The sequence below is a fragment of the Bradyrhizobium sp. genome (assembly GCF_016213215.1).
Classification (GTDB): Bacteria; Pseudomonadota; Alphaproteobacteria; order Rhizobiales; family Xanthobacteraceae; genus Bradyrhizobium.
In genome coordinates, this window is sequence record NZ_JACRAW010000126.1 from 14,604 (window position 1) to 37,988 (window position 23,385).

General features: G+C 63.7%; 18 protein-coding genes and 1 riboswitch. Of the genes, 12 read left to right on the plus strand and 6 right to left on the minus strand.

All coding sequences use genetic code 11. The features are described from left to right. The first annotated feature begins 454 nt into the window (after nucleotides 1-454). The gene (gene recA, locus HY852_RS21040) at nucleotides 455-1,543 is read left to right on the plus strand and encodes a recombinase RecA (protein WP_291606809.1); all 1,089 of its coding nucleotides are present in this window, start codon (nucleotides 455-457) and stop codon (nucleotides 1,541-1,543) included. Nucleotides 1,544-1,947: 404 nt separating this feature from the next. Here the strand turns inward: recA and gcvP are convergent, their stop codons facing one another. From gcvP to gcvT, 3 genes are read right to left on the minus strand one after another with little or no spacing between them, the layout of a single operon-like run. Then, complete coding sequence (gene gcvP, locus HY852_RS21045) at nucleotides 1,948-4,821, minus strand: aminomethyl-transferring glycine dehydrogenase (RefSeq protein WP_291606811.1); 2,874 nt, start codon at nucleotides 4,819-4,821, stop codon at nucleotides 1,948-1,950. Between the two features lie 15 nt (nucleotides 4,822-4,836). Then, nucleotides 4,837-5,202 (minus strand): glycine cleavage system protein GcvH, encoded by a 366-nt coding sequence (gene gcvH, locus HY852_RS21050; RefSeq protein ID WP_291606813.1) that lies wholly within the window; start codon nucleotides 5,200-5,202, stop codon nucleotides 4,837-4,839. 9 nt (nucleotides 5,203-5,211) lie between these two features. Then, nucleotides 5,212-6,360, minus strand: coding sequence for a glycine cleavage system aminomethyltransferase GcvT (gene gcvT, locus HY852_RS21055; protein ID WP_291606815.1), 1,149 nt, complete (start codon nucleotides 6,358-6,360; stop codon nucleotides 5,212-5,214). Between the two features lie 139 nt (nucleotides 6,361-6,499). Further along, nucleotides 6,500-6,590: riboswitch (glycine riboswitch) on the minus strand. Nucleotides 6,591-6,909: 319 nt separating this feature from the next. Here gcvT and alaS point away from each other — a divergent pair. Continuing rightward, complete coding sequence (alaS, locus tag HY852_RS21060) at nucleotides 6,910-9,585, plus strand: alanine--tRNA ligase (protein ID WP_291606817.1); 2,676 nt, start codon at nucleotides 6,910-6,912, stop codon at nucleotides 9,583-9,585. 4 nt (nucleotides 9,586-9,589) lie between these two features. Then, entirely contained in the window at nucleotides 9,590-10,822 is a 1,233-nt protein-coding gene (locus HY852_RS21065) for a cyclic nucleotide-gated ion channel (RefSeq protein WP_291606830.1), read from the plus strand. Nucleotides 10,823-10,831: 9 nt separating this feature from the next. Here HY852_RS21065 and HY852_RS21070 read toward each other — a convergent pair whose 3' ends face one another. Then, nucleotides 10,832-11,119, minus strand: a complete 288-nt coding sequence (locus HY852_RS21070) for a DUF3303 family protein (protein ID WP_291606818.1) — start codon at nucleotides 11,117-11,119, stop codon at nucleotides 10,832-10,834. A gap of 41 nt (nucleotides 11,120-11,160) precedes the next feature. Beyond that, nucleotides 11,161-12,375, minus strand: a complete 1,215-nt coding sequence (locus tag HY852_RS21075) for an NADP-dependent isocitrate dehydrogenase (protein WP_291606819.1) — start codon at nucleotides 12,373-12,375, stop codon at nucleotides 11,161-11,163. A 330-nt stretch (nucleotides 12,376-12,705) separates the two neighbouring features. On the opposite strand from HY852_RS21075, the gene HY852_RS21080 reads away from it, so the two are divergent. The 4 genes from HY852_RS21080 (at nucleotide 12,706) to HY852_RS21095 (ending at nucleotide 17,697) form a co-directional block, all read left to right on the plus strand. After that, on the plus strand, nucleotides 12,706-13,902 hold the full coding sequence (locus HY852_RS21080; protein WP_291606820.1) for a TrmJ/YjtD family RNA methyltransferase: 1,197 nt from the start codon (nucleotides 12,706-12,708) through the stop codon (nucleotides 13,900-13,902). An 87-nt stretch (nucleotides 13,903-13,989) separates the two neighbouring features. Further along, nucleotides 13,990-15,366, plus strand: a complete 1,377-nt coding sequence (locus HY852_RS21085; protein ID WP_291606821.1) for a tetratricopeptide repeat protein — start codon at nucleotides 13,990-13,992, stop codon at nucleotides 15,364-15,366. 289 nt (nucleotides 15,367-15,655) lie between these two features. Then, nucleotides 15,656-17,191 carry a caspase family protein gene (locus HY852_RS21090; RefSeq protein WP_291606822.1) on the plus strand — a complete coding sequence of 512 codons (1,536 nt, stop codon included), beginning with the start codon at nucleotides 15,656-15,658 and terminating at the stop codon, nucleotides 17,189-17,191. 11 nt (nucleotides 17,192-17,202) lie between these two features. Beyond that, the gene (locus HY852_RS21095; RefSeq protein ID WP_291606823.1) at nucleotides 17,203-17,697 is read left to right on the plus strand and encodes a hypothetical protein; all 495 of its coding nucleotides are present in this window, start codon (nucleotides 17,203-17,205) and stop codon (nucleotides 17,695-17,697) included. A gap of 27 nt (nucleotides 17,698-17,724) precedes the next feature. Here HY852_RS21095 and HY852_RS21100 read toward each other — a convergent pair whose 3' ends face one another. Beyond that, entirely contained in the window at nucleotides 17,725-18,387 is a 663-nt protein-coding gene (locus HY852_RS21100; protein WP_291606824.1) for a TetR/AcrR family transcriptional regulator, read from the minus strand. A 248-nt stretch (nucleotides 18,388-18,635) separates the two neighbouring features. Here HY852_RS21100 and HY852_RS21105 point away from each other — a divergent pair, with 248 nt between their 5' ends. The 5 genes from HY852_RS21105 to HY852_RS21125 form a co-directional block, all read left to right on the plus strand. Further along, the gene (locus tag HY852_RS21105) at nucleotides 18,636-19,178 is read left to right on the plus strand and encodes an OsmC family protein (protein WP_291606825.1); all 543 of its coding nucleotides are present in this window, start codon (nucleotides 18,636-18,638) and stop codon (nucleotides 19,176-19,178) included. 36 nt (nucleotides 19,179-19,214) lie between these two features. After that, on the plus strand, nucleotides 19,215-20,339 hold the full coding sequence (locus HY852_RS21110) for an acyl-CoA dehydrogenase family protein (RefSeq protein WP_291606826.1): 1,125 nt from the start codon (nucleotides 19,215-19,217) through the stop codon (nucleotides 20,337-20,339). A 60-nt stretch (nucleotides 20,340-20,399) separates the two neighbouring features. Further along, nucleotides 20,400-21,275: a sulfurtransferase gene (locus HY852_RS21115; RefSeq protein ID WP_291606827.1), complete on the plus strand. Its 876-nt coding sequence runs from the start codon at nucleotides 20,400-20,402 to the stop codon at nucleotides 21,273-21,275. Between the two features lie 115 nt (nucleotides 21,276-21,390). Next, a complete protein-coding gene (locus HY852_RS21120) occupies nucleotides 21,391-22,773 on the plus strand; it encodes a CmpA/NrtA family ABC transporter substrate-binding protein (RefSeq protein WP_291606828.1) in 1,383 nt (460 codons plus the stop codon). Between the two features lie 49 nt (nucleotides 22,774-22,822). After that, a partial coding sequence (locus tag HY852_RS21125; protein WP_367116390.1) for an ABC transporter permease occupies nucleotides 22,823-23,385 on the plus strand: 563 nt, incomplete at its 3' end.

Consider the following 23,385-nt stretch of genomic DNA (forward strand, 5'->3'; position numbering starts at 1 on the left):
GCCACAATTCTATGTCGTGGCCGTCAACATACTGCCTGGCGCGCTCTTCGGCTTCTGCATCGTCCGCGCACCAAAACTCGAAACGATCCTTCACGTGGCCGTCCGGTCCTATGACATATGCTCGGTAATCTCGCATCGCCGTTCCCCTTGGCAACACAGGATGACCAAAAAATACAATTGTCCCTTGTAGGTTCCGTTCAGTTTTCGGCGAGTGCCGTTCGCCTCGCGTTCACGGGGAATATCTTCCTTGATATTCCTCAAGTCTGGCGGCCGCCGAATTGGAGCACCGGTGAAATTCAACCTAGGATTCTGGGGCTTAAAGGCGGATGGTATCATGGTGGACAAAAGAACATATTGCGAACCTAGAACAAATAGGGTACATTGCTTTTATCGCCGGCCAGCTTCGCCAACCGTTTGTCCCATCAGCGAATCCCCGCCATAAGGAGCACGACCTATGTCCGCCACCGCCCTGCGTATCGTCGAAGGATCTTCCATGGACAAGAGTAAAGCGCTGTCCGCCGCGCTCTCCCAGATCGAGCGGCAATTCGGCAAAGGCTCGGTGATGAAGCTCGGCAAGAACGACCGCTCGATGGATGTCGAGACGGTCTCCTCCGGCTCGCTCGGGCTCGATATTGCACTTGGCGTCGGGGGCCTTCCGAAGGGCAGGGTCGTGGAAATCTACGGGCCCGAATCCTCGGGCAAAACCACGCTGGCGCTGCACACGGTGGCGGAAGGGCAGAAGAAGGGCGGCATTTGCGCCTTCATCGACGCCGAGCATGCGCTTGATCCGGTCTATGCCCGCAAGCTTGGCGTCAACATCGACGAACTGCTGATCTCGCAACCCGACACCGGCGAGCAGGCGCTGGAGATTTGCGATACGTTGGTGCGCTCCGGGGCGATTGACGTGCTGGTGGTCGATTCGGTTGCGGCGCTGGTGCCGAAGGCCGAACTCGAGGGCGAGATGGGTGATGCGCTGCCCGGCCTGCAGGCGCGGCTGATGAGCCAGGCGCTGCGCAAGCTGACCGCCTCGATCAACAAGTCCAACACCATGGTGATCTTCATCAACCAGATCCGCATGAAGATCGGCGTGATGTACGGCTCGCCCGAAACCACGACCGGCGGTAATGCACTGAAATTCTACGCCTCCGTGCGTCTCGACATCCGCCGCATCGGTGCGATCAAGGAGCGCGACGAGGTGGTCGGCAACACCACGCGGGTGAAGGTGGTGAAGAACAAGCTGGCGCCCCCCTTCAAGCAGGTCGAGTTCGACATCATGTATGGCGAGGGCGTCTCCAAGATGGGCGAGATACTCGACCTCGGCGTCAAGGCCGGCATTGTCGAGAAATCCGGCGCATGGTTCTCCTATGACAGTCAGCGGCTCGGTCAGGGTCGCGAGAATGCAAAAGCGTTCCTGAAGGCCAATCCCGACATGACCGCCAAGATCGAGACCGCGATCCGCCAGAACTCGGGCCTGATCGCCGAGCAGATCCTTGCTGGCAGCGCCGAGCGGGATGCCGACGGCGAAGAGCCGGCGGAAGGGTAAAGTTCAGGCTCAACCATTTTCGAAGCAGCGGGCGCTGACGACGTTGAGTTGCCGACGTCTTCGGCGCCCGTTTCCTTTTAAGTGTCGTCTGGTGGGTGGGGCAAATGAAGCGTCTGATTCTGACCAGTTCGTCGGGCTCGGGTCTCATCGGTTCTGGTCTGGCCGAGATCGTAATTCCCTTCACCTTTCGCTTCGTCTGGGATGCAGCAACGACCCCAGTCGCTACGGGCGGTACAAGCAGCAGGCTGTCCTCACGAATTTTGGGAGAGCTGTGCTTGCGGGGAAGGCCGATTTCCGCGAGCACAACCCCATTCACCGCTGGTGGGGCGGGACCGAATTGACCAGCGAACGGCTCTGGCGCTGGGACGCGCAAACCCGTTCGCCGGTTGCGCCTTAGCCTTTCGTCACTCCGCCGCCTGCGCGTAGGCCGCAATCGGCGGGCACGAGCACACCAGGTGGCGGTCGCCGTAGACGTTGTCGACGCGACCGACCGGGCACCAGTACTTGTCGGTGCGCGAGACGCCGTCCGGGAAGCAGCCCTCGGCGCGGCTGTAGGGCCGGGCCCACGCGTCGTCGGCAATGTCGTGCACGGTGTGCGGAGCATGGCGCAGCGGTGAATCCTCGATTCCGAAGCGGCCGCTCTCGACTTGCGCGATCTCCTGCCGGATCGCGATCATGGCTTCGCAGAAGCGATCCAGTTCCGCCTTCGATTCCGACTCGGTCGGCTCGATCATCAGCGTGCCCGGCACCGGGAAGCTCATGGTCGGGGCGTGGAAGCCGTAATCGATCAGCCGCTTGGCAATATCGTCGACGGTGACGCCGCTGGTCTGCTTGAGCGGCCGCGGATCGACAATGCATTCATGGGCGACGCGGCCCTTGGCGTTGCGGTACAGCACCGGGAAGTGGGGATCGAGTTTGGCGGCGATGTAGTTGGCGTTGAGGATCGCGATTTCCGTCGCGCGCTTGAGGCCGTCGCCGCCCGCCATCAGGATATAGAGATACGAGATGGTGAGGATCGAGGCCGAGCCGAACGGCGCGGCGGCGACCGGTCCCACCGCGTGCGGCACGCCGCCGTCGGTCGCGGGATGGCCGGGCAGGAACGGCTTTAAGTGCGCCTTGACGCCGATCGGGCCCATGCCGGGGCCGCCGCCGCCGTGCGGGATGCAGAAGGTCTTGTGCAGGTTGAGATGGCTGACGTCGGCCCCGTACTCGCCGGGCCGGGCGAGGCCGACCTGCGCGTTCAGGTTGGCGCCGTCGAGATAGACCTGCCCGCCATGGCCGTGCACGATATCGCAGATCTCGCGGATATGCGCCTCGAACACGCCGTGCGTCGAAGGATAGGTGATCATGACCGCGGCGAGGTCGTTCGAATGCGCGTCCGCCTTGGCGCGCAAATCGTTTACGTCGACGTCGCCGTTCTTCTCGCAGGCGACGACGACCACTTCCATTCCGGCCATGTGCGCCGAGGCCGGATTGGTGCCGTGGGCGGAGGAGGGGATCAGGCACACCTTGCGGTGGCCTTCGCCGCGCGCGGCATGATAGCCGCGGATCGCCAGCAGCCCGGCATATTCGCCCTGCGCGCCGGAATTGGGCTGCAGCGAGATCGCGTCATAACCGGTGATGTCGCACAGCCATTTCTCGAGCGTGGCGAACAGCGCGTGATAGCCTTTGGCCTGCTCGCGCGGCGCAAACGGATGCAGGTTGGCGAACTCCGGCCAGGAAAGCGGAATCATCTCGGTCGTGGCGTTCAGCTTCATGGTGCACGAGCCGAGCGGGATCATCGCGCGGTCGAGCGCGAGGTCGCGGTCGCTGAGCTTGCGCATGTAGCGTAGCATCTCGGTCTCGGAGCGATGCGCGTGGAAAACGTGGTGGGTGAGGAAGTCCTTGGTGCGCCTGAGTGCCGGCGGCAGCGTTTCGCGCGCGGAAGCCTCGACCTCGGCGTACGACAGCTTGCCGCCGAAGGCGCGCCATACCGCTTCGATGATCGCGGGCGTCGTGGTCTCGTCGAGCGCGATGCGCAACGAGCCATCGCCAACGCCGAGGTTGATTTTCTCGCCAGCGGTGCGCGCGACGATCTCGTCTCGGCGCGTGCCAACGTCCACGGTGACGGTGTCGAAGAAGACGTCCGTCCGCGGGGCAAAGCCGAGCTGGCGCAGGCCGGCGGCCAGGACGCAAGCCTTGCGATGCACAGACCGGGCAATCCAGGTGAGCCCCTCCGGCCCATGATAGATCGCGTACATTGAAGCGATCACGGCGAGCAGCACCTGCGCGGTGCAGATGTTGGAGGTGGCCTTTTCGCGGCGGATGTGCTGCTCCCGCGTCTGCAGCGCCAGGCGGTAGGCCGGAGCCCCGCGCGAATCCACCGACAGGCCGACGATGCGCCCGGGAAGCGAGCGCTTCAACACATCGCGCGCCGCCATGTAGGCCGCGTGCGGGCCGCCATATCCCATTGGCACGCCGAAGCGCTGCGCCGAGCCGATGGCGACGTCGGCGCCGAGTTCGCCGGGGGAGGCGACGAGCGTCAGCGCCAAGAGATCCGCGGCGATGATCGCTAGCGCGCCCTTGCTCTTGAGCGCGGCGATCGCCGGGCGCGGATCGCGCAGCGCGCCCGAGCTTCCCGGGTATTGCAGGATGCCGCCGAACACGTCGGCATTGTCGAGGTCGGTTGCGGGATCGCCGACGATCAGATTCCACCCGAGGGGTTCGGCGCGCGTGCGCAGCACGGCGAGCGTCTGCGGATGCACGTCGCGGTCGACGAAGAAGGATTTCGTCTTGGCTCCGCCGAGACGCTCGGCCAGTGCCATGGCTTCGGCAGCGGCGGTCGCCTCGTCGAGCAGTGAAGCGTTGGCGATGTCGAGCCCGGTGAGATCGCAAATCATGGTCTGGAAGTTGAACAGGGCTTCCAGCCGGCCTTGGCTGATTTCGGGCTGGTAAGGCGTGTAGGCCGTGTACCAGGCGGGATTTTCCAGAATGTTGCGCTGGATCACCGTCGGCATGATCGTGCCCGAATAGCCCTGACCGATCAGCGAGGTGAAGACCTGGTTCCGAGCGGCGAGCTCGCCGATATGCGACAGCGCCTCGGTCTCGCTCAGCGGTTTGCCGAGATCGAGCGGCTTCGGCTGACGGATCGAGGCCGGGAGCGTTTCCGCCATCAGCGCCTCCAGGCTTTTCGCGCCGACGACGTCGAGCATGGCGCCTATATCGCGCGGGGACGGGCCGATGTGGCGGCGGATGAAGCTGGTTGCTGCTTCGCTCGTCGGTCTGCGTTGCGCTGTCATGGCCCTCTCCTTGCGTTACGCCGTGTGCGCCTTGTAGGCGGCCTCATCCATCAGGCCGCCCAGCTCGCTCTTGTCCGCGATTTTCATCTTGAAGAACCACGCCTTGCCGGCGGCATCCGCATTGACCAGTGCGGGTTCGCCGGAAAGCTCGTCATTGACCTCGAGCACTTCGCCCGAGATCGGCGCGTAGACGTCGGAAGCGGCCTTCACCGATTCGACCACCGCGGCGGCTTCCGCCTTCTTCAACGCGCGGCCGACCTTGGGCAGTTCGACGAACACGACATCGCCGAGCTGCTGCTGGGCATAGTCCGTGATGCCGACGGTGGCGACATCGCCGTCGATGCGGAGCCATTCGTGATCGGAGGTGTACAGCGTAGTCATGGGATTCCCTTAGCGTTTGTAGGTGTTTTGCACGAACGGCATGCTCGCGACTTGCAGCGGCAGGCGCTGGCCGCGCACTTCCGCGAAAACCCTGGTGCCGAGCGCGCTGAGCGCGGTCGGGACGTAGCCCATGGCCATTGGCGCATTCAGGCTCGGGCCGAAGCCGCCCGAAGTCACCGTGCCGATCTGCTCGGATGAGGCGGCATCGACGAACAATGGTGCGCCCTCGCGCACCGGCGCGCGGCCCTCGGGCTTCAGGCCGACGCGGCGGCGCGGGGCGCCGGAGGCGAGCTGGGCCAGGATCTTGTTCTCTCCGAAGAAGCCGCCGGGGCGGGCGCCGCCGGTTCGGCGGCTCTTCTGGATCGACCATTCCAGCGCGGCTTCGACCGGCGTTGTCGTGGTGTCGATGTCATGGCCGTAAAGGCACAGCCCGGCCTCGAGCCTCAAGCTGTCGCGTGCGCCCAGTCCGATCGGCAGGGCTTCGCTGTCGGTCAGGAGCGCGGTGGCGAGCCGCTCCGCGCTCTCGGCGGGGACCGAGATCTCGAAGCCGTCCTCGCCGGTGTAGCCGGAGCGCGAGACGAAGCAGTCGATGCCATCCACCCTGCGCGGACCGGCATCCATGAACCGCATCGACGCCACGTCCGGGCAGAATTTTGCCAGCACCCGTTCGGCCTCGGGTCCCTGCAGCGCGACCAAAGCGCGGCCGGTCAGTGATTCGATGATGCAGTCATCGGAAAGGTGAGCCCGCAGATGCGCCTCGTCCTGCGCCTTGCACGCGGCGTTCACGACGACGAACAGGTAGTCGTCGAAATTGGCGACCATCAGGTCGTCAAGAATGCCGCCGTCCTCGTTGGTGAACTGGGCGTAGCGCTGCCGGCCGGGGGCGAGGCCAAGGATGTCCTGGGGAACCAGCCGCTCCAGTGCCTTGGCGGCGTCCTCGATCGTTCCCGATTTCGGGCGCAGCGCGATCTGGCCCATATGCGAGACGTCGAACAGGCCGGCGAGCTTTCGGGTATGGAGGTGTTCCCGCAGCACGCCGGGGGCGTATTGCACGGGCATTTCATAGCCCGCGAACGGCACCATCTTGGCGCCGAGCGCCAGGTGCAACCCGTGGAGGGGGGTACGCTTGAGAGGGGTAAGGTCTTCGCGCGCAAGCATTCAGGGGCCCTCGTGGTTCCCGGGGACCATTCCCCGAAAGAAACCCGAAGCCCCATCTGTCGCTGTGCCTGAGAGTATTATCCCGTCGGCGGACGCGTCCGAGCCGTCAGGCCCGTCGGCGCCTCTTTCCAGATGTTGTCAAAGCCACGCGGTCCTTTTGCCTGAGAGTTTCCGGGGCGGTTGCTCCTTCGGCGTCGGCAGTCAAGCCGATCTCTCCCGACGTGGCCGTATCGAACAGGTAGGAAGAGAACACGGCCGCGACAAGCCTGTCAACGCGGGCGCAGCAACTATCAACGAGGATTACGCTGTCGCGGCAACCCTATGATCTGCCTGCACAGTTTCTGGACAGGGCGGTTGCCCTTGTCTAAAAGCGGTTCGCGGAGCCCGGCCAGCAAGAGTGGGACCCCGCTTTTGCGTCCGGCCGCGCTCCAATACATTTGGCGCATGACCTTTTCCCCAAACCGCTACGCACTTTGGCGGGTCATGCTGCGAAATACCCCGTATTCTGGATTCTGGCTAACCGGACCAGCCTTTTCCGATTGGATGAACATGAGCGGCGTCAACGAGATCAGGTCGACCTTCTTGAACTTCTTTGCTGAGAACGGCCACGAGATCGTGCCGTCCTCGCCGCTCGTGCCGCGCAACGATCCGACCCTGATGTTCACCAATGCCGGCATGGTGCAGTTCAAGAACGTCTTCACCGGCGTCGAGAAGCGCCCCTATGTGCGCGCCACCACCTCGCAGAAATGCGTGCGTGCCGGCGGCAAGCACAACGACCTCGACAATGTCGGCTACACCGCGCGGCATCACACCTTCTTCGAGATGCTCGGCAACTTCTCCTTCGGCGACTACTTCAAGGAGCGCGCGATCGAGCTCGCCTGGAAGCTCGTCACCAAGGAGTTCGGCCTGCCGAAGGACAAGCTGTGGGCGACCGTCTATATCGACGACGACGAGGCGCACGGGCTGTGGAAGAAAATCTCGGGCCTGCCCGACTCGCGCATCATCCGCATCGCCGGCTCCGACAATTTCTGGCAGATGGGCGACACCGGGCCCTGCGGGCCGTGCTCGGAAATCTTCTATGATCACGGCGACAAGATCTGGGGTGGGCCGCCCGGCTCGCCGGAGGCTGACGGCGACCGCTATGTCGAGATCTGGAATCTCGTGTTCATGCAGTTCGAGCAGCTCGAAGGCGGGGCGCGCAATCCGCTGCCCAAGCCCTCGATCGACACCGGCGCGGGGCTTGAGCGCGTCGCGGCCGTGCTGCAGGGCAAGCACGACAATTACGACATCGATCTCTTCGTCGCGCTGATCCGCGCCATTGCCGATCTTACCAACGCCGATCCGCAGGGGCCGAACAAGGCTTCGCTGCGCGTGATCGCCGACCACTTGCGCGCTTCATCGTTCCTCATCGCCGACGGCGTTCTGCCCTCGAACGAAGGTCGCGGCTACGTGCTGCGCCGGATCATGCGCCGCGCCATGCGCCACGCGCAGCTCCTCGGCGCCCGCGACCCGTTGATGCACCGCCTGGTCTGGGCACTGGTGCGCGAGATGGGGCAGGCCTATCCGGAACTCGTGCGTGCCGAGAACCTGATCAAGGAAACGCTGCGGCTGGAAGAAACCCGCTTCCGCAAGACCTTGGAGCGCGGTCTTGCCATTCTCGATGAGAAGTCGGTCGGCTTGAAGCAGGGCGACATGTTCGACGGCGACGTCGCCTTCACGCTCTACGACACCTACGGTTTCCCGCTGGATTTGACGCAGGACGCCCTGAAATCGCGCGGCATCAGCGTTGACCAGGCCTCGTTCACGGATGCCATGAACCGGCAGCGCGAGAAGGCGCGCGCGGCCTGGGCGGGCTCGGGAGAGGCTGCGACCGAAAGCGTCTGGTTCCCGCTGCGCGAAAAGCTAGGGGCGACCGAGTTTCTCGGCTACGAGACCGAGACGGCAGAAGGCGCGGTTACCGCGATCGTCAAGGACGGCGCGGAAGCGGACAGCCTCAAAGCCGGTGAGACCGGCGCGATCGTGCTCAACCAGACCCCGTTCTACGGCGAGTCGGGCGGCCAGGTCGGCGACATCGGCATCATGAGCGGTGACGGCGTCAAGTTCCGCGTGACCGATACGCAGAAGAAGGCCGGCGATCTGTTCGTGCATCTCGGCACCGTGGAACAGGGCACCCTGAAGGTGGGCGCCGCGCTACAGCTCGATGTGGACCACACCCGGCGCGGCGCGATCCGGCGCAATCACTCGGCGACCCATCTCCTGCACGAGGCGCTGCGGCAGGTGCTCGGCGACCATATCGCCCAGCGCGGCTCGCTGGTCGCTCCCGACCGGCTGCGCTTCGACTTCGCCCATCCCAAGCCCATCACGGCGGAAGAGCTGGCGCGCGTCGAGGACATCGCCAACGAGGTGGTGGTGGAGAACGAAGAGGTCACGACCCGCCTGATGGCGCTGGACGAGGCCCGCGAGGCCGGTGCCCGCGCCCTGTTCGGCGAGAAGTACGGCGATGAAGTGCGCGTGGTGTCGATGGGCAAGACCGCCCGCGACCATGGCCAGAACGCGTTCGGCTGGTCGGTCGAGCTGTGTGGCGGCACCCATGTCCGCCGAACCGGCGACATCGGCCTGATCTCGGTGACCGGCGAAAGCGCGGTATCCTCCGGCGTCCGCCGCATCGAGGCGCTGACCGGGCAACTCGCGCGCAAGCACGCCAACGACGCGATCGCGCTCGCCAAGACCGCGGCGGCGGAATTGCGGACGTCCATCGACGACATGCCGGCCCGCATTGCCGCGCTTATGGAAGAGCGCAAGCGGCTCGAGCGCGACCTGTCGGATGCGCGCAAGAAGCTGGCGATGGGCGGAGGCGCGGCGGCCGGCGACGGCCCCGCCGCCGGAATCCGCGAGGTCGGCAACGTCAAGCTGATGGCGCGCGCGGTGGAGGGCATCGAGATGAAGGATCTCAAGAGTCTGGCCGACGACGGCAAGAAGCAGCTTGGCTCCGGCGTGGTCGCCATCGTCGGCCTCACCGAGGACGGCAAGGCCGGAGTCGTGGTCGGCGTCACGCCCGATCTGACGTCGCGCTATAACGCGGTCGACCTCGTTCGGGTGGCCTCGGTCGCGCTCGGCGGCAAGGGTGGAGGCGGCCGGCCCGACATGGCGCAGGCCGGCGGTCCTGACGGTGCCAAGGCTGACGCGGCGCTGTCGGCGATCGAAAAAGCCATGTCAGGCGCGTAAGGTGGTGCGGGTCGTTCCGCACAGGCGTAAGGCCGGCGATCCCGCCTTGCGGGACCGTCTCTTCGAGCTGCTGGAACACGATCATCTGCCACATACCTTGGGCTCGCGCGTCGTCCGGCTGATCGCGGTCGTGGTCATCCTGGACGTCGTGGCCATGGCGCTGGCCTCCGTGCCGGAGCTGGATGCGCGCTTCGGCACCGTTTTCACCGGGATTGCGATCGGGGCGGCGGCCATTTTCGCGCTGGAATATGCCGCGCGGCTTTGGACGGTTGCAGGTCATACGCCGCGCAAAAGCTCTCCGCTGCGCGACAGGATCGAATATGTCTTCTCGAGCTTCGGCATTATTGATCTGATGGCGTTCCTGCCGGCCGCGGTCGTGCTGGTCGCGGGCAGGCGCTCGACGCTCTTTGTGCTGGGCGTGTTGCCGTTCTTCAAGCTGGTCCGCTATTCGCCGCCCATGCGTTCGCTGTTTGCGGCGGTCTATGCCGAGCGGCGAACGCTGGTCGGGTGCCTGGCGATCCTGGCCAGCGCGGTGCTGGTTTTTGCTTCGCTGCTCTATGCGATCGAACGCGACGTTCAGCCCGAGAAGTTCGGCAATATCCCGGAGGCGATGTGGTGGGCGATCGTCACCCTCGGCACGGTCGGTTACGGCGACGTGGTGCCGGTGACGCCGCTCGGCAAGATCGTGACGGTTGTTGCCATCATCTGCGGCTTCGCCATGATCGCGCTGCCGGTCGCGATCATTTCCTCGGCGTTTGCCGACGAGGTGCGACGACGCGACTTCGTCGTGACCTGGGGCATGCTCGCCCGCGTGCCGCTGTTCGCGAACCTTTCGGCGGTCGAGATCGCCGACATCATGCGCCTGTTGCGCGCGCGCACGATCGAGCAGGATGAAGTTCTGGTGCGACGGGGCGAACCCGCCACATCGATGTATTTCATCGCCGCGGGCGAGGTCGAAATCGAGCTGCCGAACCAGCACGTGCGGCTTTCCGACGGCACTTTCTTCGGCGAGATCGCGCTGCTGCACCGAACCAAACGCAGCGGCACGGTGACGGCAACGCGCAAGACCAGGCTTCTGCTGCTGGACGCCCAGGATTTTCATGCGCTGATCGAGCGGATGCCTGCCCTGGCCGCGCACGTGCGCAAGACCGCCAAGGCGCGGCTTGCCGAATCCGGCGATCTCGCGACCGCGGAACTGGCGCAAGGTGAGAAAGAGGGCGAGCCCCGGGACGAATAAGCGGGCCGACTACTCCTGATCGAGAAAAGGCGCGACGACTTCGCGGGTTTCCGTGCTCGGTACGACCGGAACGATCTCGAACGTCATACCCAGATCCCGATTGTTCAGGAGCACCCACTCCTGAAGCAATCGCAGATCGTCGCATTCCATCAGCTGAAAACAGCGATCGAAATTCGGCTCGATCCAGCTCCCGACGTATTTCAGCCCGTCGGGAAACTTGATGCCGGGGTCACGAACACGTCGGTAGACCGGGATCGGGTCCCGGTCCTTGAAGCGTTCGATCACCATGAAGAGCATGCGTCACCTTTATGCGAACGGCCGCGTGCCCTCGCGGCCGTTCAGCGCGCCAGCGCCTTGTTGAGGTTCTCGGCGACCTTGTCGAGGAAGCCGGTCGTGGAAAGCCAGCGCTGGTCGGCGCCGACCAGGAGCGCGAGATCCTTGGTCATGTAGCCGGACTCGACCGTTTCCACGCAGACCCGCTCCAGCGTGTCGGCGAAATTGGCCAGTTCCACGTTGTTGTCGAGCTTGGCGCGGTGGGCGAGGCCACGCGTCCAGGCAAAGATCGACGCGATCGAGTTGGTCGAGGTCTCCTTGCCCTTCTGGTGCTCGCGATAGTGCCGGGTCACCGTGCCGTGGGCGGCTTCGGCCTCCACCGTCTTGCCGTCGGGGGTGAGCAGCACCGAGGTCATCAGGCCGAGCGAGCCGTAGCCCTGGGCCACGGTGTCGGACTGCACGTCGCCGTCGTAGTTCTTGCAGGCCCAGACATAGCCGCCTGACCATTTCAGCGCCGAGGCCACCATGTCGTCGATCAGGCGGTGCTCGTAGGTCAGCCCCTTGGCCTCGAACTCCTTCTTGAATTCGTGATCGTAGATCTGCTGGAAGATGTCCTTGAAGCGGCCGTCATACACTTTCAGGATCGTGTTCTTGGTCGACAGATAGACCGGATAGCCGCGCAGCAGGCCGTAATTGAGCGAGGCGCGCGCGAAGTCGATGATGGAGTCGTCGAGGTTGTACATTCCCATCGCTACCCCGGGCCCGGGCGCCTTGAACACTTCCCTCTCGATCACCGTGCCGTCCTCGCCGACGAATTTCAGCGAAAGCGTGCCCTTGCCCGCGAATTTAAAGTCGGTGGCACGGTACTGGTCGCCGTAGGCGTGGCGGCCGATGATGATCGGCTTGGTCCAGCCCGGCACAAGCCGCGGCACGTTCTTGCAGATGATCGGCTCGCGGAAAATGACGCCGCCGAGGATGTTGCGGATGGTGCCGTTGGGCGACTTCCACATCTCCTTGAGACCAAACTCCTTCACCCGCGCCTCGTCGGGGGTGATGGTGGCGCATTTGACGCCCACGCCGACCTTCTTGATCGCCTCGGCGGAATCAATCGTGACCTGGTCGTTGGTCTTGTCGCGGTTCTCCATCCCGAGGTCGAAATACATCAACTGAATATCCAGGAATGGGGTGATCAGCTTGTCCTTGATGTACTGCCAGATGATCCGGGTCATCTCGTCGCCATCGAGCTCGACGACGGGGTTGGTCACCTTGATTTTTGCCATGATTGGGGAAGCCTCTCGGGAACAGCGCGTTAGGTGGGTTGGCTGGAAATATCCGCCTCATAGCACCCGGAAACGGCGGGCGGAAGCTGGGGCATCATGCACTTTCAGCTCATTCTTCCTCGAAAGTTGCGAGCCGAGCGTGGTCCTGGTGACCTGGCGGCCGGGGCGAGGCCGTTCAAGTTTTGCCGGAGATGCAAAACCTGATTCTAACCCCATTATTTCGCTTGAGAAATTCTCGTCAGGCAGGCAATCGAAGCGGCGCCGGCCTGCGGGCGGCTTGAACAGCCTGCCAGCCCAGCACGTTGAGATTTAACCAGGAAGCCAATCGGGATGTCCGGCACTGACAGGACCAAGACGGGGTTTGATGCCGAAGGCCCGGTGATCATCCTGGTCGAGCCCCAGCTCGGCGAGAATATCGGCATGACGGCGCGCGCGATGGGCAATTTCGCGCTTAGCCGGCTGCGGCTTGTCAATCCGCGGGACGGCTGGCCGAACGTGAGCGCCCAGCGCGCCGCGGCCGGCGCCGACCACATTCTGGAGCGCGTCGAGCTGTTCGACACGGTCGAGCAGGCGGTTGCCGACCTCGACCTGCTGTTTGCCTCGACCGCCCGGGCCCATGACCAGGCCAAGCCGGTGGTCGGGCCGGAAACGGCCGCCGGCGAGATCGCCGGCCACATCGCGGGCGGCGGCAAGGCTGGCATTCTGTTCGGCCGGGAGCGCTCGGGCCTGACCAACGAGGAGGTCGCGCTCGCGAACCGAACCATCACCTTTCCGGTCAACCCGGGGTTCGCGTCTCTCAATCTCGCGCAGGCGGTGCTCCTGTTGGGCTATGAATGGTTCAAGCACGCGAGCGGCGGTGCGCTGCCCTTCGATATGCCTCAGCGCTCCGAGCGCGCCTCGCAGCACCAGATCCAAGCTTTCTTCGAGAACCTGGTGCGGGAGCTCGACCGCGTGGAGTTCCTTCGCCCGGCGGAGAAGCGCGAAACCATGCTGGTCAATTTGCGCAATATCTTTACCCGTATGGATCCGACCAAGCAGGACATGCACACCCTGCACGGGGTGATCATGGCGATCGCGGAAGGGCGGAAAGGCCCCGCCAAGGGCGGGGTGCTCGACGGCGAGCAGGCGACGCGGCTGCGTGCGCTGCTCGCAGAGCACGGGCGGGGCTTGCCTCCGTCCGAGGGCGGCTCGGTGCGCGGGATCGCGCGGCTGCTTCGGCGCAATCCGACCGATGCCGAGCGATTGCTGTGGCAGGCCCTGACGCGTGACCGCCGCTTTGCGGGACAATTCAGGCGCCAGACCCCGGTCGGCCGGCAAATACCGGACTTCGTTTCGTTTCCGCACCGGCTCGTCATTGAACTGGTCCAGCCGGAGGAGGATGAGGCTGTGGTTGCCGATCGAGCGAACCGACGGACATGGCTGGAGAGCCGGAATTATCGGGTGATCGAGATCAGGGCTACGGGTGTCGAGCGCGATTTGGAGGCGGAGCTGGCGCGGCTGGCGGCAATGGTCTCGCAGGAGACGTAGCCCGCGCCCTGGCTCCTGCAACCATGGGCTGTGCAACGCCGCAGCCAGTTGCTATGATTATGCGCGTTGAAGTCGGCGGGGCAATTCATGATCAAACGTGCACGTCGTCCAATTCGGTGCGCGGCGAAGGTCGTGTTGACGTTGATCTGTCTTTTGTCCGCGGTGACCCCGATTGTCCGCGCAGAGATGCCGTTGGCGGCCAAGTGCAACCCGGTCGGAAATTTCAGTGTTGATGAACGGATCGCGGGCTGCACCGCCATCATTGAGGCGGGGTCGGCCGTGCAGCAAAGTGTGATCGTGGCGCACTTCCGCCGCGCAAGCTATTACTGGCAAAAAGGTGAGGTCGACCTCGCGATCGCGGACTACGACCAGCTGATCGAGCACGATCCTAACAATGTGGCTGCCCGTATTGGCCGAGCCGCCGCGCATGTAGCCAAGCGCGAAAGCGATGCTGCGCTTTTCGACTACAGCAAGGTCGTCGAGATCGATCCCAAGAATGTCCACGCCTATTTGGGGCGGGCCCAAATATACCATACCAAAGGAGACATTGACCGCGCCATCGTCGAATACGGTCAGGCGCTTCTGATCCACCCGGACAACGTCGCAGCCCACGTCGGTCGTGGCCTCGCCTACTTTGCCAAAGACGAGCCGGAGCGCGCCATGGCCGACTGCAAGCGGGCTATCGAGATCAGTCCAGAAAATGGGGCTGGACATTACTGCCGGGGCCAGATTTCCCTTGCCAGGGGCAACAGTGAGCTTGCGTTGGCCGATTTCGATCGAGTCATCCGGTTCAATCCAAAAAACACATTTGGCTACAGCTCCCGCGCCTACGCGCAATATCAGTTGGACGAGTTCGATCGTGCCATCGCGGACTACGATGAGGCGATCCGGCTCAACCCCAAGGACAAGAACGCGCTTGTCGGCCGCTCCGCTGCGTACAAGGCCAAAGGGGACTTTGAGCATGCGATTGCGGATTGCGATCGGCTCCTGCAACTCGATCCCAACGATGCCCATGCCTATTTTGTTCGTGCCATGGTCCATTGGCACGGCGGTTCACTTTCACAATCTTTGGCCGATTTCGATAAGGCAGGACGGCTCAATCCTCAGAGCGCCTATGTGGCCTTGTGGCGCGAAATTGCTGCAAGGCGCAGTGACCAGCCGAGCCGGTTAGCAGAGGCTGCAACGCATCTCGACATGATGAAGTGGCCTGCGCCGATCATTAACCTCTTTCTTGGCGTGCTGACGCCGGAGCAGATGCTCAGCGCCGCCTACGATTCCGATGCAAGAAAAAGGAAAGCCCAGGTCTGCGAGGCGAATTTCTATAACGCTGAGTTTGCCTTGCAGCGCGGCTCCAAGGAAGACGCGCGGCGGTCGCTTGAGCTGGCTGCGGCAGATTGTCCGAAGACCTTTGTCGAAGGCCGAGCGGCCACCCTCGAACTGAAGGCCCTGAGCGCGAATCCCTGACAGTCCGTGGGATGGGCAAGGCGAAGGGTGCCCATCCACTGAGCTACGAATGGTTCAAGCGCCATCGGCGGGACGCTGCGCTTCGAGATGCCGGAGCGATCCGAACGCGGTGGAGTGATCAAATCACCCCGAAAGGCGCAAGGGCCCGGCCAAGGTTCGCCCGGATCAACGGTCATGGTCACTCCTTGCGGTATATCAAGGCCGCTCCCTTGACGCGTATTCATAAGCCTTGTTGTGTCACACGGCGTTCGGCGAAGATCTCTTCGATCCTGGGGGTGATGCCCGCAAGATGTCCACTGGTTGGTCTTACCTCCTGACACGATGGGTCGTGGTCACCGGCTTCGCGGTTGGGTTGAGCCTAGTGTTCAGCCATCCCGCAGTCGCCGCCAAGCGGGTTGCCCTGGTCATCGGCAATTCGGCATATCGGAACGTCAGTCAGCTCACCAACCCCGCCAATGATTCCACCGCGATCTGGACCACCTTCAGGAATGCCGGCTTCGATGTCGTGGAGCTGAAGCGGGATCTTAGCGTGAGCGAGATGCGTCGCGCGCTGCGCGATTTCTCCGACGCGGCGCGCGATGCCGACGTCGCCATCGTCTACTTTGCCGGCCATGGCATCGAGATCGAGGGTATCAACTACGTGATCCCGGTCGACGCCGTGCTCGAGCGCGACATCGACGCATTCGACGAGGCCATTCCGCTCGACCGGATCATGACCGTCATCGAGCCCGCAAAACAGCTGCGGCTCGTGATCCTGGACGCTTGCCGCGACAATCCGTTCAACAGGAGCATGAAGCGCTCGATCGGTACGCGCGGGATTGGGCGGGGGCTCGCCAAGGTCGAGCCTGAAAACCCCAACACGCTGATCGCCTTCGCCGCAAAGGCCGGATCGGTGGCCTACGACGGCGACAGCAAAAACAGCCCCTTTACCGGCGCCCTGATCAAGTATCTGACGAGGCCCGGCCTTGATGTGCGCAAGGCATTCGGCTTCGCCCGCGACGAGGTCCTCAAATCAACCGGCAACAAGCAGGAGCCCTATGTCTATGGCTCGCTTGGGGGCGAAGACGTCGTGCTGGTGCCGGCGCCCGAAAGTGCGACGGGGGAGCCGGGAAAGCCGCTCGACGAGAGGGTGCTTGAACTCGCGTTCTGGGAATCGATCAAGAACGAGCGCAATCCCCAGCTCTTCCAAGCCTACCTCAATCGCTACCCGAACGGCGCTTTTTCCGGCATCGCAAGGACGATCCTGAAGGAGCAACAGGTCGCGGCGGTCCAGTCGGCGGCCGTCGAGCAGCCGAACGACGCCCTCAAGCTTGCCGACTCCGCTTCGCTTCGCGAAATCCGGGAGCGACTCTACGAGCTCAATTTCGATCCGGGGCCGTTCGATGGACCACTGGGCGGTCGGGCGCGGGTTGCGATCCGCGAATTCGAACAGGCCAACAGGCTTGCGATGACGGGAGAGCCGACCCAGGGGCTGCTGCGCCGGCTGCGTGATCTCAGTCCCCTAAAGCCTTGGGGTTCGATCGTCTATTCGAAGGCCAGCAACAAATGGGGCATGTCGTGGTCGCAGGACACACGAAAGGCCGCGGTGGCGAGCGCGCTCGCATCCTGCGGCGACGCATCTGAGTGCCCGATCGAGATCAGCTTTTTCGGGACCGAATGCGGGGCCTTTGCCTATTCCGAGAGCGGCTGGGCTATGGCCGCCCGCGCCGACATGCAGAAAGCCAGGGACGATGCGATGGCTGATTGCCGCAAGCGGGGCAAGGCATGCCGCATCATCGCAGCGATCTGCGCGGACGGTGCGCAGCGTTTGCAGGCGGCAAACTAGTCGGGGCTTCCATGAACAATTCCGAACATCTCAAATCGCTCTTGCCGTCTCGGGCCGGAGCCGTGCTCGTCCTTGCGCTGCTCGTCGGTGTCGCCGTGTCCGGAAGACCGCAAACAGCGTTAGCCCAGGCCGGCCAGACCGGGGGCGTCATCGGCAAGCAGGAAAAGTCCATTTCGAGCGAGGAGGGCGCGCCCGAGCCTCGCGGCGCCGCCCCCGCGCGCAGATCATCCGGCGGCGCCCGGCAGACCAGGACGCTCGCGCAGGGCGGGTCCTCGGGCTGCGGCCGAATTGTCGGCACGTGGCGGTGGCTGGTGGGCATGAGGGCGGTCTTCAACGCTAACGGGACCAACCACGCAAGCAATGGGGACAGCGGGACCTGGACCTGCGCCGGCGGGACCGTCGTCGCCTCCTGGAAGAGCGGCTACGTCGACACCATCACTTTTTCGTCTGCAACGAGTCTTTCCATCACCAACAGTGCCGGCCTGCACTTCTCGGCGCACAGGTAAGTCGAGCAGCAGGTTCAGGTAGGTCGGTTACACGGCGGCGAACTCAGCCTGCGCATTTCCGGCGCGCTTTGGCTTCTTCGTCGTGGGGCCGAGCAGCGAGCCTGCCGCAAGTGCCGCGGTGTCCGCGACGCTTGGGTCGCGCGACACCATCGCCGCGACGATGGCGCCGTCGATCAGCAAGGCGAGCTGGTGTGCGAGCACGGCGGGCTCGCTCGCGCCCATTTCACTCGCAAGCTTCTCGATATGCCCCAGCACGACCTTCTTGTGCTTCAGAGCTATAGTACGAAACTGCTTTTGATCCTTGTCGTGCTCGCCGACGGCGTTGATGAAGGGGCAGCCATAGAAGCGCTCTTCGCCGAACCAGGCCTTCAGCGCCGGGAAGATCCGCTCAAGCTTTGCCTGCGGATCGCCTCCGCCGGACTCGATCGCGCCGATGAACCACTCGCGCCACTGCTTGCCTTCGCTCTCGAGCACCGCCTGCACGAGATTGGTTTTCGAGCCGAACAGCTTGTAGAGCGTGGTTTTCGCCGTGCCGGCCTGTTCGATGATCGCGTCGATACCGGTTGCGTTGATTCCGTTCTTGCAGAACAGGTGCGACGCTGCGCTGAGGAGGCGGCCGCGCGCGGACTCATCATCGCTCACGGCAGTATGCGGCGCGACAACTTTCTTCTTCAGTGACGGCTTGCCCATGGCGGCAACAACTTAATCGCAGCGCGCTCGCCTCATCAAGCCGCATCTTGGCGACGCCGAAATTATTCGCAACGCAGCGTGCAATTGCCTTGCCTTTGGGCAGGGCTGGCCTGGTCAAGCCGTAGGCATCGTCCGTTAACCGGCTAGATCGCTTCGCGTTTTGATCCCGGTGCAATCTGGCACGCTTCGTGCAGGAAACAGACCGTTCGGTATCCTTAACCTTTCCTCGTCCCCTAGGGAGAAAACTGATGACTGCGGTCGTTCAAAAAACTGCGCTGACTGGCTGCCTCGCGCCCATCGACAGAGGCGGGCTCGAGCAGTTGATCGTCAACGGCAAGGCCAATCCGAAGGTCATCAAGACCTTGAAGTGCAAGACGGTCGCGGAGGGCAAATTCCGTCACGCCAACTACATCCGTAACCTCGCGCCCTACATCGTCGACGAGCCGCCCGGGCTTCTCGGCGACGACACCGCGCCCAATCCGTCGGAAGCCTCGCTCGCCGCGCTCGGCTCCTGCCTCGCGGTCGGCCTGCATGCCAACGCGGTCCATCGCGGATGGATCGTCAACAAGCTCGAGCTCGAGCTCGAGGGCGACCTCAATATCACCGCGGTCTGGGGCACCGGCGATACCTCCGAGAAGCCGGTCGGTTTCACCGACGTACGGGTGAAGGTCGACATGGAATGCGAGGGCGTCTCCAAGGAGGAGGTCAGCGCGCTGATTGCCCATGTGAAGAAGTGGTCGCCGGTGGCCAACACCTTCACGCGGCCGGTCAACCTCGAAGTCGGGCTCTAGGTCGGCGTTTGGGATCGCAGGATGCGGGAGGGTTTGATGAGTTCATTGGCTGTATCGCGTCTTGCGGTCGAAGATAGCGGGCCGCTCCCGTCGGCGTCGGTGACCGAAGCGGTCGCCGCGCTCGCGCGCAAGGAGCTCGCCCCGCTCGCCGCTGCCATCGATGCCGGCGAGGTCTATCCCGCCGAGCTGATGCGGCGGCTTGGCGAGCTCGGCGCGTGGAGTACCCATGTGCCGAAAGACGGCGTCGCGGACCTTCGCGCCGCCATCCAGTCGATCGGGGCGATCGGCGAAGTGTGCGGCGCGACCGCCTTCATGGCGTGGTGTCAGAACACGCTGGTCTGGTACGCGGCCAATTCCGGCAATCGCAAGCTTGTCGAACGCCTTGCCGATGATTTCGCCACCGGCAAGGTGCTCGGCGGGACCGGGCTTTCCAATCCGATGAAGAGCTTCTTCGGTATCGAAAAGCTCAAGCTGAAAGGCCGCAAGGTCGAGGGCGGCTATGTCGTGCGCGGCGTGCTGCCCTGGGTCTCGAACCTGGGCCCTGATCATTTCTTCGGCACGATCTTCGAGCGTGAGGACGAGCCCGGCTCCCTGGTGATGTTCCTGGCCGACTGTGCCGATCCGTCGATCACGTTGCAGCCGTGCAAGCCGTTCCTGGCGATGGACGGCACCGGCACCTACGGCGTGCAATTCCGCGACGTCTTCGTGCCTGACGACCTCATCCTGGCCGATCCGGCGGGTCCGTTCGTCAAGAAGATCCGGGCCGGCTTCATCCTCCTGCAGGCCGGCATGGCGCTCGGCCTGATCAAGGATTGCATCAACATCATGGACGAGGTCGAGCGCCCGCTCGGTCACGTCAACCGCTACCTGCCGCAACAGCCGGTGCACTTCCGCGATCTCGCCGCCGAGCTCGAGGCCGAGACCATGGCGCTGGCGCAAGATCCCTTCAACACCGAGGAGGCCTATTGGCGCAAGGTGATCGACCTGCGTTTGCGCGCCGGCGATGCCAGCGTCGCGGCGGCGCACGCGGCGATGCTTCATTGCGGAGCGCGTGGCTACTTGAAGAGCCATCGCGCGCAGCGCCGCCTGCGCGAAGCCTATTTCGTTGCGATCGTCACGCCCGCCACCAAGCAGCTGCGCAAGATGCTGGCGGACGCCTGAGTTCTTGAACGGGTTCTCTAAACGGACCCCGAACTTCAAACCAAAGTAGGAGAGGCTGCCATGACGGACGTTCTGATCTCTGCCGGTGAACTTGCCGACCTCTTGAAGAAGGAGCCGTGTGTCGTCATCGACACTCGCAATCCCGACGCCTACGGCGCAGGTCACCTCCCCAACGCGGTCAACGTGCACGAGATCTTCACGTTTCTTGCGACCTCTACGCCGGAAGGCATCCACGAACTGAAGAGCAAGTTTGCCGAAGCCTTCGGCAATGCCGGACTGTCAGGCAAGGAGACGGCGGTCATCTATGAGCAGTCGATGAACTCTGGCTTCGGCCAGTCCTGCCGCGGTTATTACCTTCTCACGATGCTGGGCTATCCCAAGGTCAAGGTGCTCCATGGCGGCTTCGAGGCCTGGGCGGCCGCGGGTCTGCCGGTTACCAAGGATGTTCCGACGCCGGTGATGGCCTCGTTCCCAATTCTGCCGGAGGCCGGCGACATCCTGATCGATGCCAAGACCATGCTGGCCGCGGTCGGCAGGCCGGATGTCGCGATCCTCGACGTGCGCGACGTCGATGAGTGGATCGGCGAAAGCTCGTCTCCGTATGGAAAGGATTATTGCCCGCGCAAGGGGCGCATCCCGGGCGCCGTGTGGCTCGAGTGGTATCGCATGATGAAGCCGACCGCCGAAGGGCCGCGCTTTAAGTCGAAGGACGAGATTCTCGCCGAGTGTGCCACCGTCGGCATTACGCCGGACACGCCGGTCTACCTGTACTGCTTCAAGGGCGCGCGCGCCTCGAACACCTTCCTGGCGTTGAAGAACGCCGGTGTGAACGACGTGCGGATGTATTTCGGCTCCTGGAACGAATGGTCGCGCGACCCGTCGCTGCCGATCGAGCAGGGGCTGCCCGCTGCCCAGCTAACAGGCAAAGCGGCATAAAACGTGCATGCATCACATGGTCCGGCTGCACAAGGAGCAACCGGACCGACGATGATCCTGGCTTATTGCCGATGGGGCCGTGCTTCATCGGGAAAGTGCGACAAAGGGGCGCAATATGTCGATGTTCAATGATCCGTTTGATGCCGAACGCAGTCTCAAGACGGGCTGTGTCTGTGGCCAGCATCGCTCTGCCGCGGAGCACGAGCAGGCGACGCGGGCACTGCGCTGCGATCCGGCCGAAAGTGAAGAGAAGCGGTACGAGGGCGTTGTTGCTTCCGCCGTCATGCGCGCGATGTTCCCGCAGGATGTGGCGCGCCGCGCTTTCCTGAAGTCGGTCGGGGCCTCGACGGCGCTCGCTGCACTGTCGCAGTTCTTCCCGATCAAGACCGCGACCGAGGCGTTTGCGGCGGCGGGTACGCCGGAAAAGAAGGACCTCAAGGTCGGCTTCATTCCGATCACCTGTGCCACCCCGATCATCATGGCGGCGCCGCTCGGCTTCTATTCGAAGCACGGCCTCAATGTCGAAGTGGTGAAGACGGCGGGCTGGGCCGTGATCCGCGACAAGACAATCAACAAGGAATACGACGCCGCTCACATGCTGGCGCCGATGCCCATCGCGATCTCGCTCGGTCTTGGCGCCAACGCGATCCCGTTTGCGGTGCCCGCGATCGAGAACATCAACGGGCAGGGGATCGTGCTGGCTACGAAGCACAAGGACAAGCGCGACCCGAAGGACTGGAAGGGCATGAAATTCGCCATCCCCTTCGACTACTCCATGCACAACTACCTTTTGCGCTACTATCTCGCCGAGCACGGTATCGATCCCGACACCGACGTGCAGCTCCGTTCGGTGCCGCCGCCGGAAATGGTGGCGAATCTGCGGGCCGACAATATCGATGGCTTCCTTGCGCCGGACAATATCTGCCAGCGCGCGATCTACGACGGCGTCGGTTTCATGCACCTGTTGTCGAAGGAGATCTGGGACGGCCACCCCTGCTGCAGCTTTTCCGCCAGCCGCGAATTCATCACCTCTGCGCCGAACAGCTTTGCGGCATTGACGCGCGCCATCGTCGATGCCACCGCCTACGCATCGAAGGCGGAGAACCGCAAGCAGATCGCGGAAGCGATCGCGCCGGCCAACTACATCAACGCGCCGGTGACGGTGCTGGAGCAGGTGCTCACCGGCACCTATGCAGACGGGCTCGGGGGCGTGAAGACCGATCCCAAGCGCGTCGATTTCGATCCGTTCCCCTGGCAGTCATTCGCGGTTTGGATGCTGACGCAGATGAAGCGCTGGGGCCAGATCAAGGGCGATGTCGACTACAAGGCTGTCGCGGAGCAGGTCTATCTCGCCACCGACACCAGGAAGCTGATGATAGAGATGGGGCTGTCGCCGCCTGCCACGTCGTACAAGTCCTTTGCGGTGATGGGCAAGAAGTTCGATCCCGAGAAGCCGGGCGATTATCTCGCCAGCTTCAAGATCAAGAAGGGCGCGTGATGAGGGGGCTCGCACTCTCTTCACTACTCGCGCGCGAGGGGAGCGCTAGATGAGCGCTTCCCTCCGGCTCAGAGCAGCGATCGTAACGGTCGTGCTGTTTGCAGCCTTCATCGGCGTCTGGCACCTCGCCACGCGATCGAGTGCAACCGTCACCAACATGAACCCGGAATACGCCAAGCTGATGGGCCTGACCGCCACGCAGGGCAAGTCGGCGATGCCGGGGCCGCTGGATGTCGGCGCGAAACTCTGGGAACACGTGAGGCGGCCGTTCTACGACAATGGACCGAACGACAAGGGGCTGGGAATTCAGCTTGCCTATTCGATCGCCCGCGTCGGCATCGGCTTTCTGCTGGCGGTTATCGTCGCGATTCCCCTGGGATTCTTGATCGGCATGTCGCCGCTGATCAGCCGGGCGCTCGATCCGTTCATCCAGGTGTTGAAGCCGATCTCACCGCTCGCCTGGATGCCGCTCGCGCTCTATACCATCAAGGACTCTTCGATCTCCGCAATCTTCGTCATCTTCATCTGTTCGGTGTGGCCGATGCTGCTCAACACGGCGTTCGGCGTCGCGAGCGTGCGCAAGGAATGGATCAACGTCGCGCGTACGCTGGA

Bases quoted from the DNA above. Each gene is read 5' to 3' on its own strand.
- HY852_RS21120 (WP_291606828.1), top strand. From the start codon at position 21,391: ATGTCGATGTTCAATGATCCGTTTGATGCCGAACGCAGTCTCAAGACG.
- gcvT (WP_291606815.1), bottom strand. From the start codon at position 6,360: ATGCTTGCGCGCGAAGACCTTACCCCTCTCAAGCGTACCCCCCTCCAC.
- HY852_RS21090 (WP_291606822.1), top strand. From the start codon at position 15,656: ATGTCCACTGGTTGGTCTTACCTCCTGACACGATGGGTCGTGGTCACC.
- gcvP (WP_291606811.1), bottom strand. From the start codon at position 4,821: ATGACAGCGCAACGCAGACCGACGAGCGAAGCAGCAACCAGCTTCATC.
- HY852_RS21110 (WP_291606826.1), top strand. From the start codon at position 19,215: ATGAGTTCATTGGCTGTATCGCGTCTTGCGGTCGAAGATAGCGGGCCG.
- recA (WP_291606809.1), top strand. From the start codon at position 455: ATGTCCGCCACCGCCCTGCGTATCGTCGAAGGATCTTCCATGGACAAG.
- HY852_RS21075 (WP_291606819.1), bottom strand. From the start codon at position 12,375: ATGGCAAAAATCAAGGTGACCAACCCCGTCGTCGAGCTCGATGGCGAC.
- alaS (WP_291606817.1), top strand. From the start codon at position 6,910: ATGAGCGGCGTCAACGAGATCAGGTCGACCTTCTTGAACTTCTTTGCT.
- HY852_RS21100 (WP_291606824.1), bottom strand. From the start codon at position 18,387: ATGGGCAAGCCGTCACTGAAGAAGAAAGTTGTCGCGCCGCATACTGCC.
- HY852_RS21085 (WP_291606821.1), top strand. From the start codon at position 13,990: ATGATCAAACGTGCACGTCGTCCAATTCGGTGCGCGGCGAAGGTCGTG.
- HY852_RS21105 (WP_291606825.1), top strand. From the start codon at position 18,636: ATGACTGCGGTCGTTCAAAAAACTGCGCTGACTGGCTGCCTCGCGCCC.
- HY852_RS21070 (WP_291606818.1), bottom strand. From the start codon at position 11,119: ATGCTCTTCATGGTGATCGAACGCTTCAAGGACCGGGACCCGATCCCG.
- HY852_RS21115 (WP_291606827.1), top strand. From the start codon at position 20,400: ATGACGGACGTTCTGATCTCTGCCGGTGAACTTGCCGACCTCTTGAAG.
- gcvH (WP_291606813.1), bottom strand. From the start codon at position 5,202: ATGACTACGCTGTACACCTCCGATCACGAATGGCTCCGCATCGACGGC.
- HY852_RS21095 (WP_291606823.1), top strand. From the start codon at position 17,203: ATGAACAATTCCGAACATCTCAAATCGCTCTTGCCGTCTCGGGCCGGA.
- HY852_RS21080 (WP_291606820.1), top strand. From the start codon at position 12,706: ATGTCCGGCACTGACAGGACCAAGACGGGGTTTGATGCCGAAGGCCCG.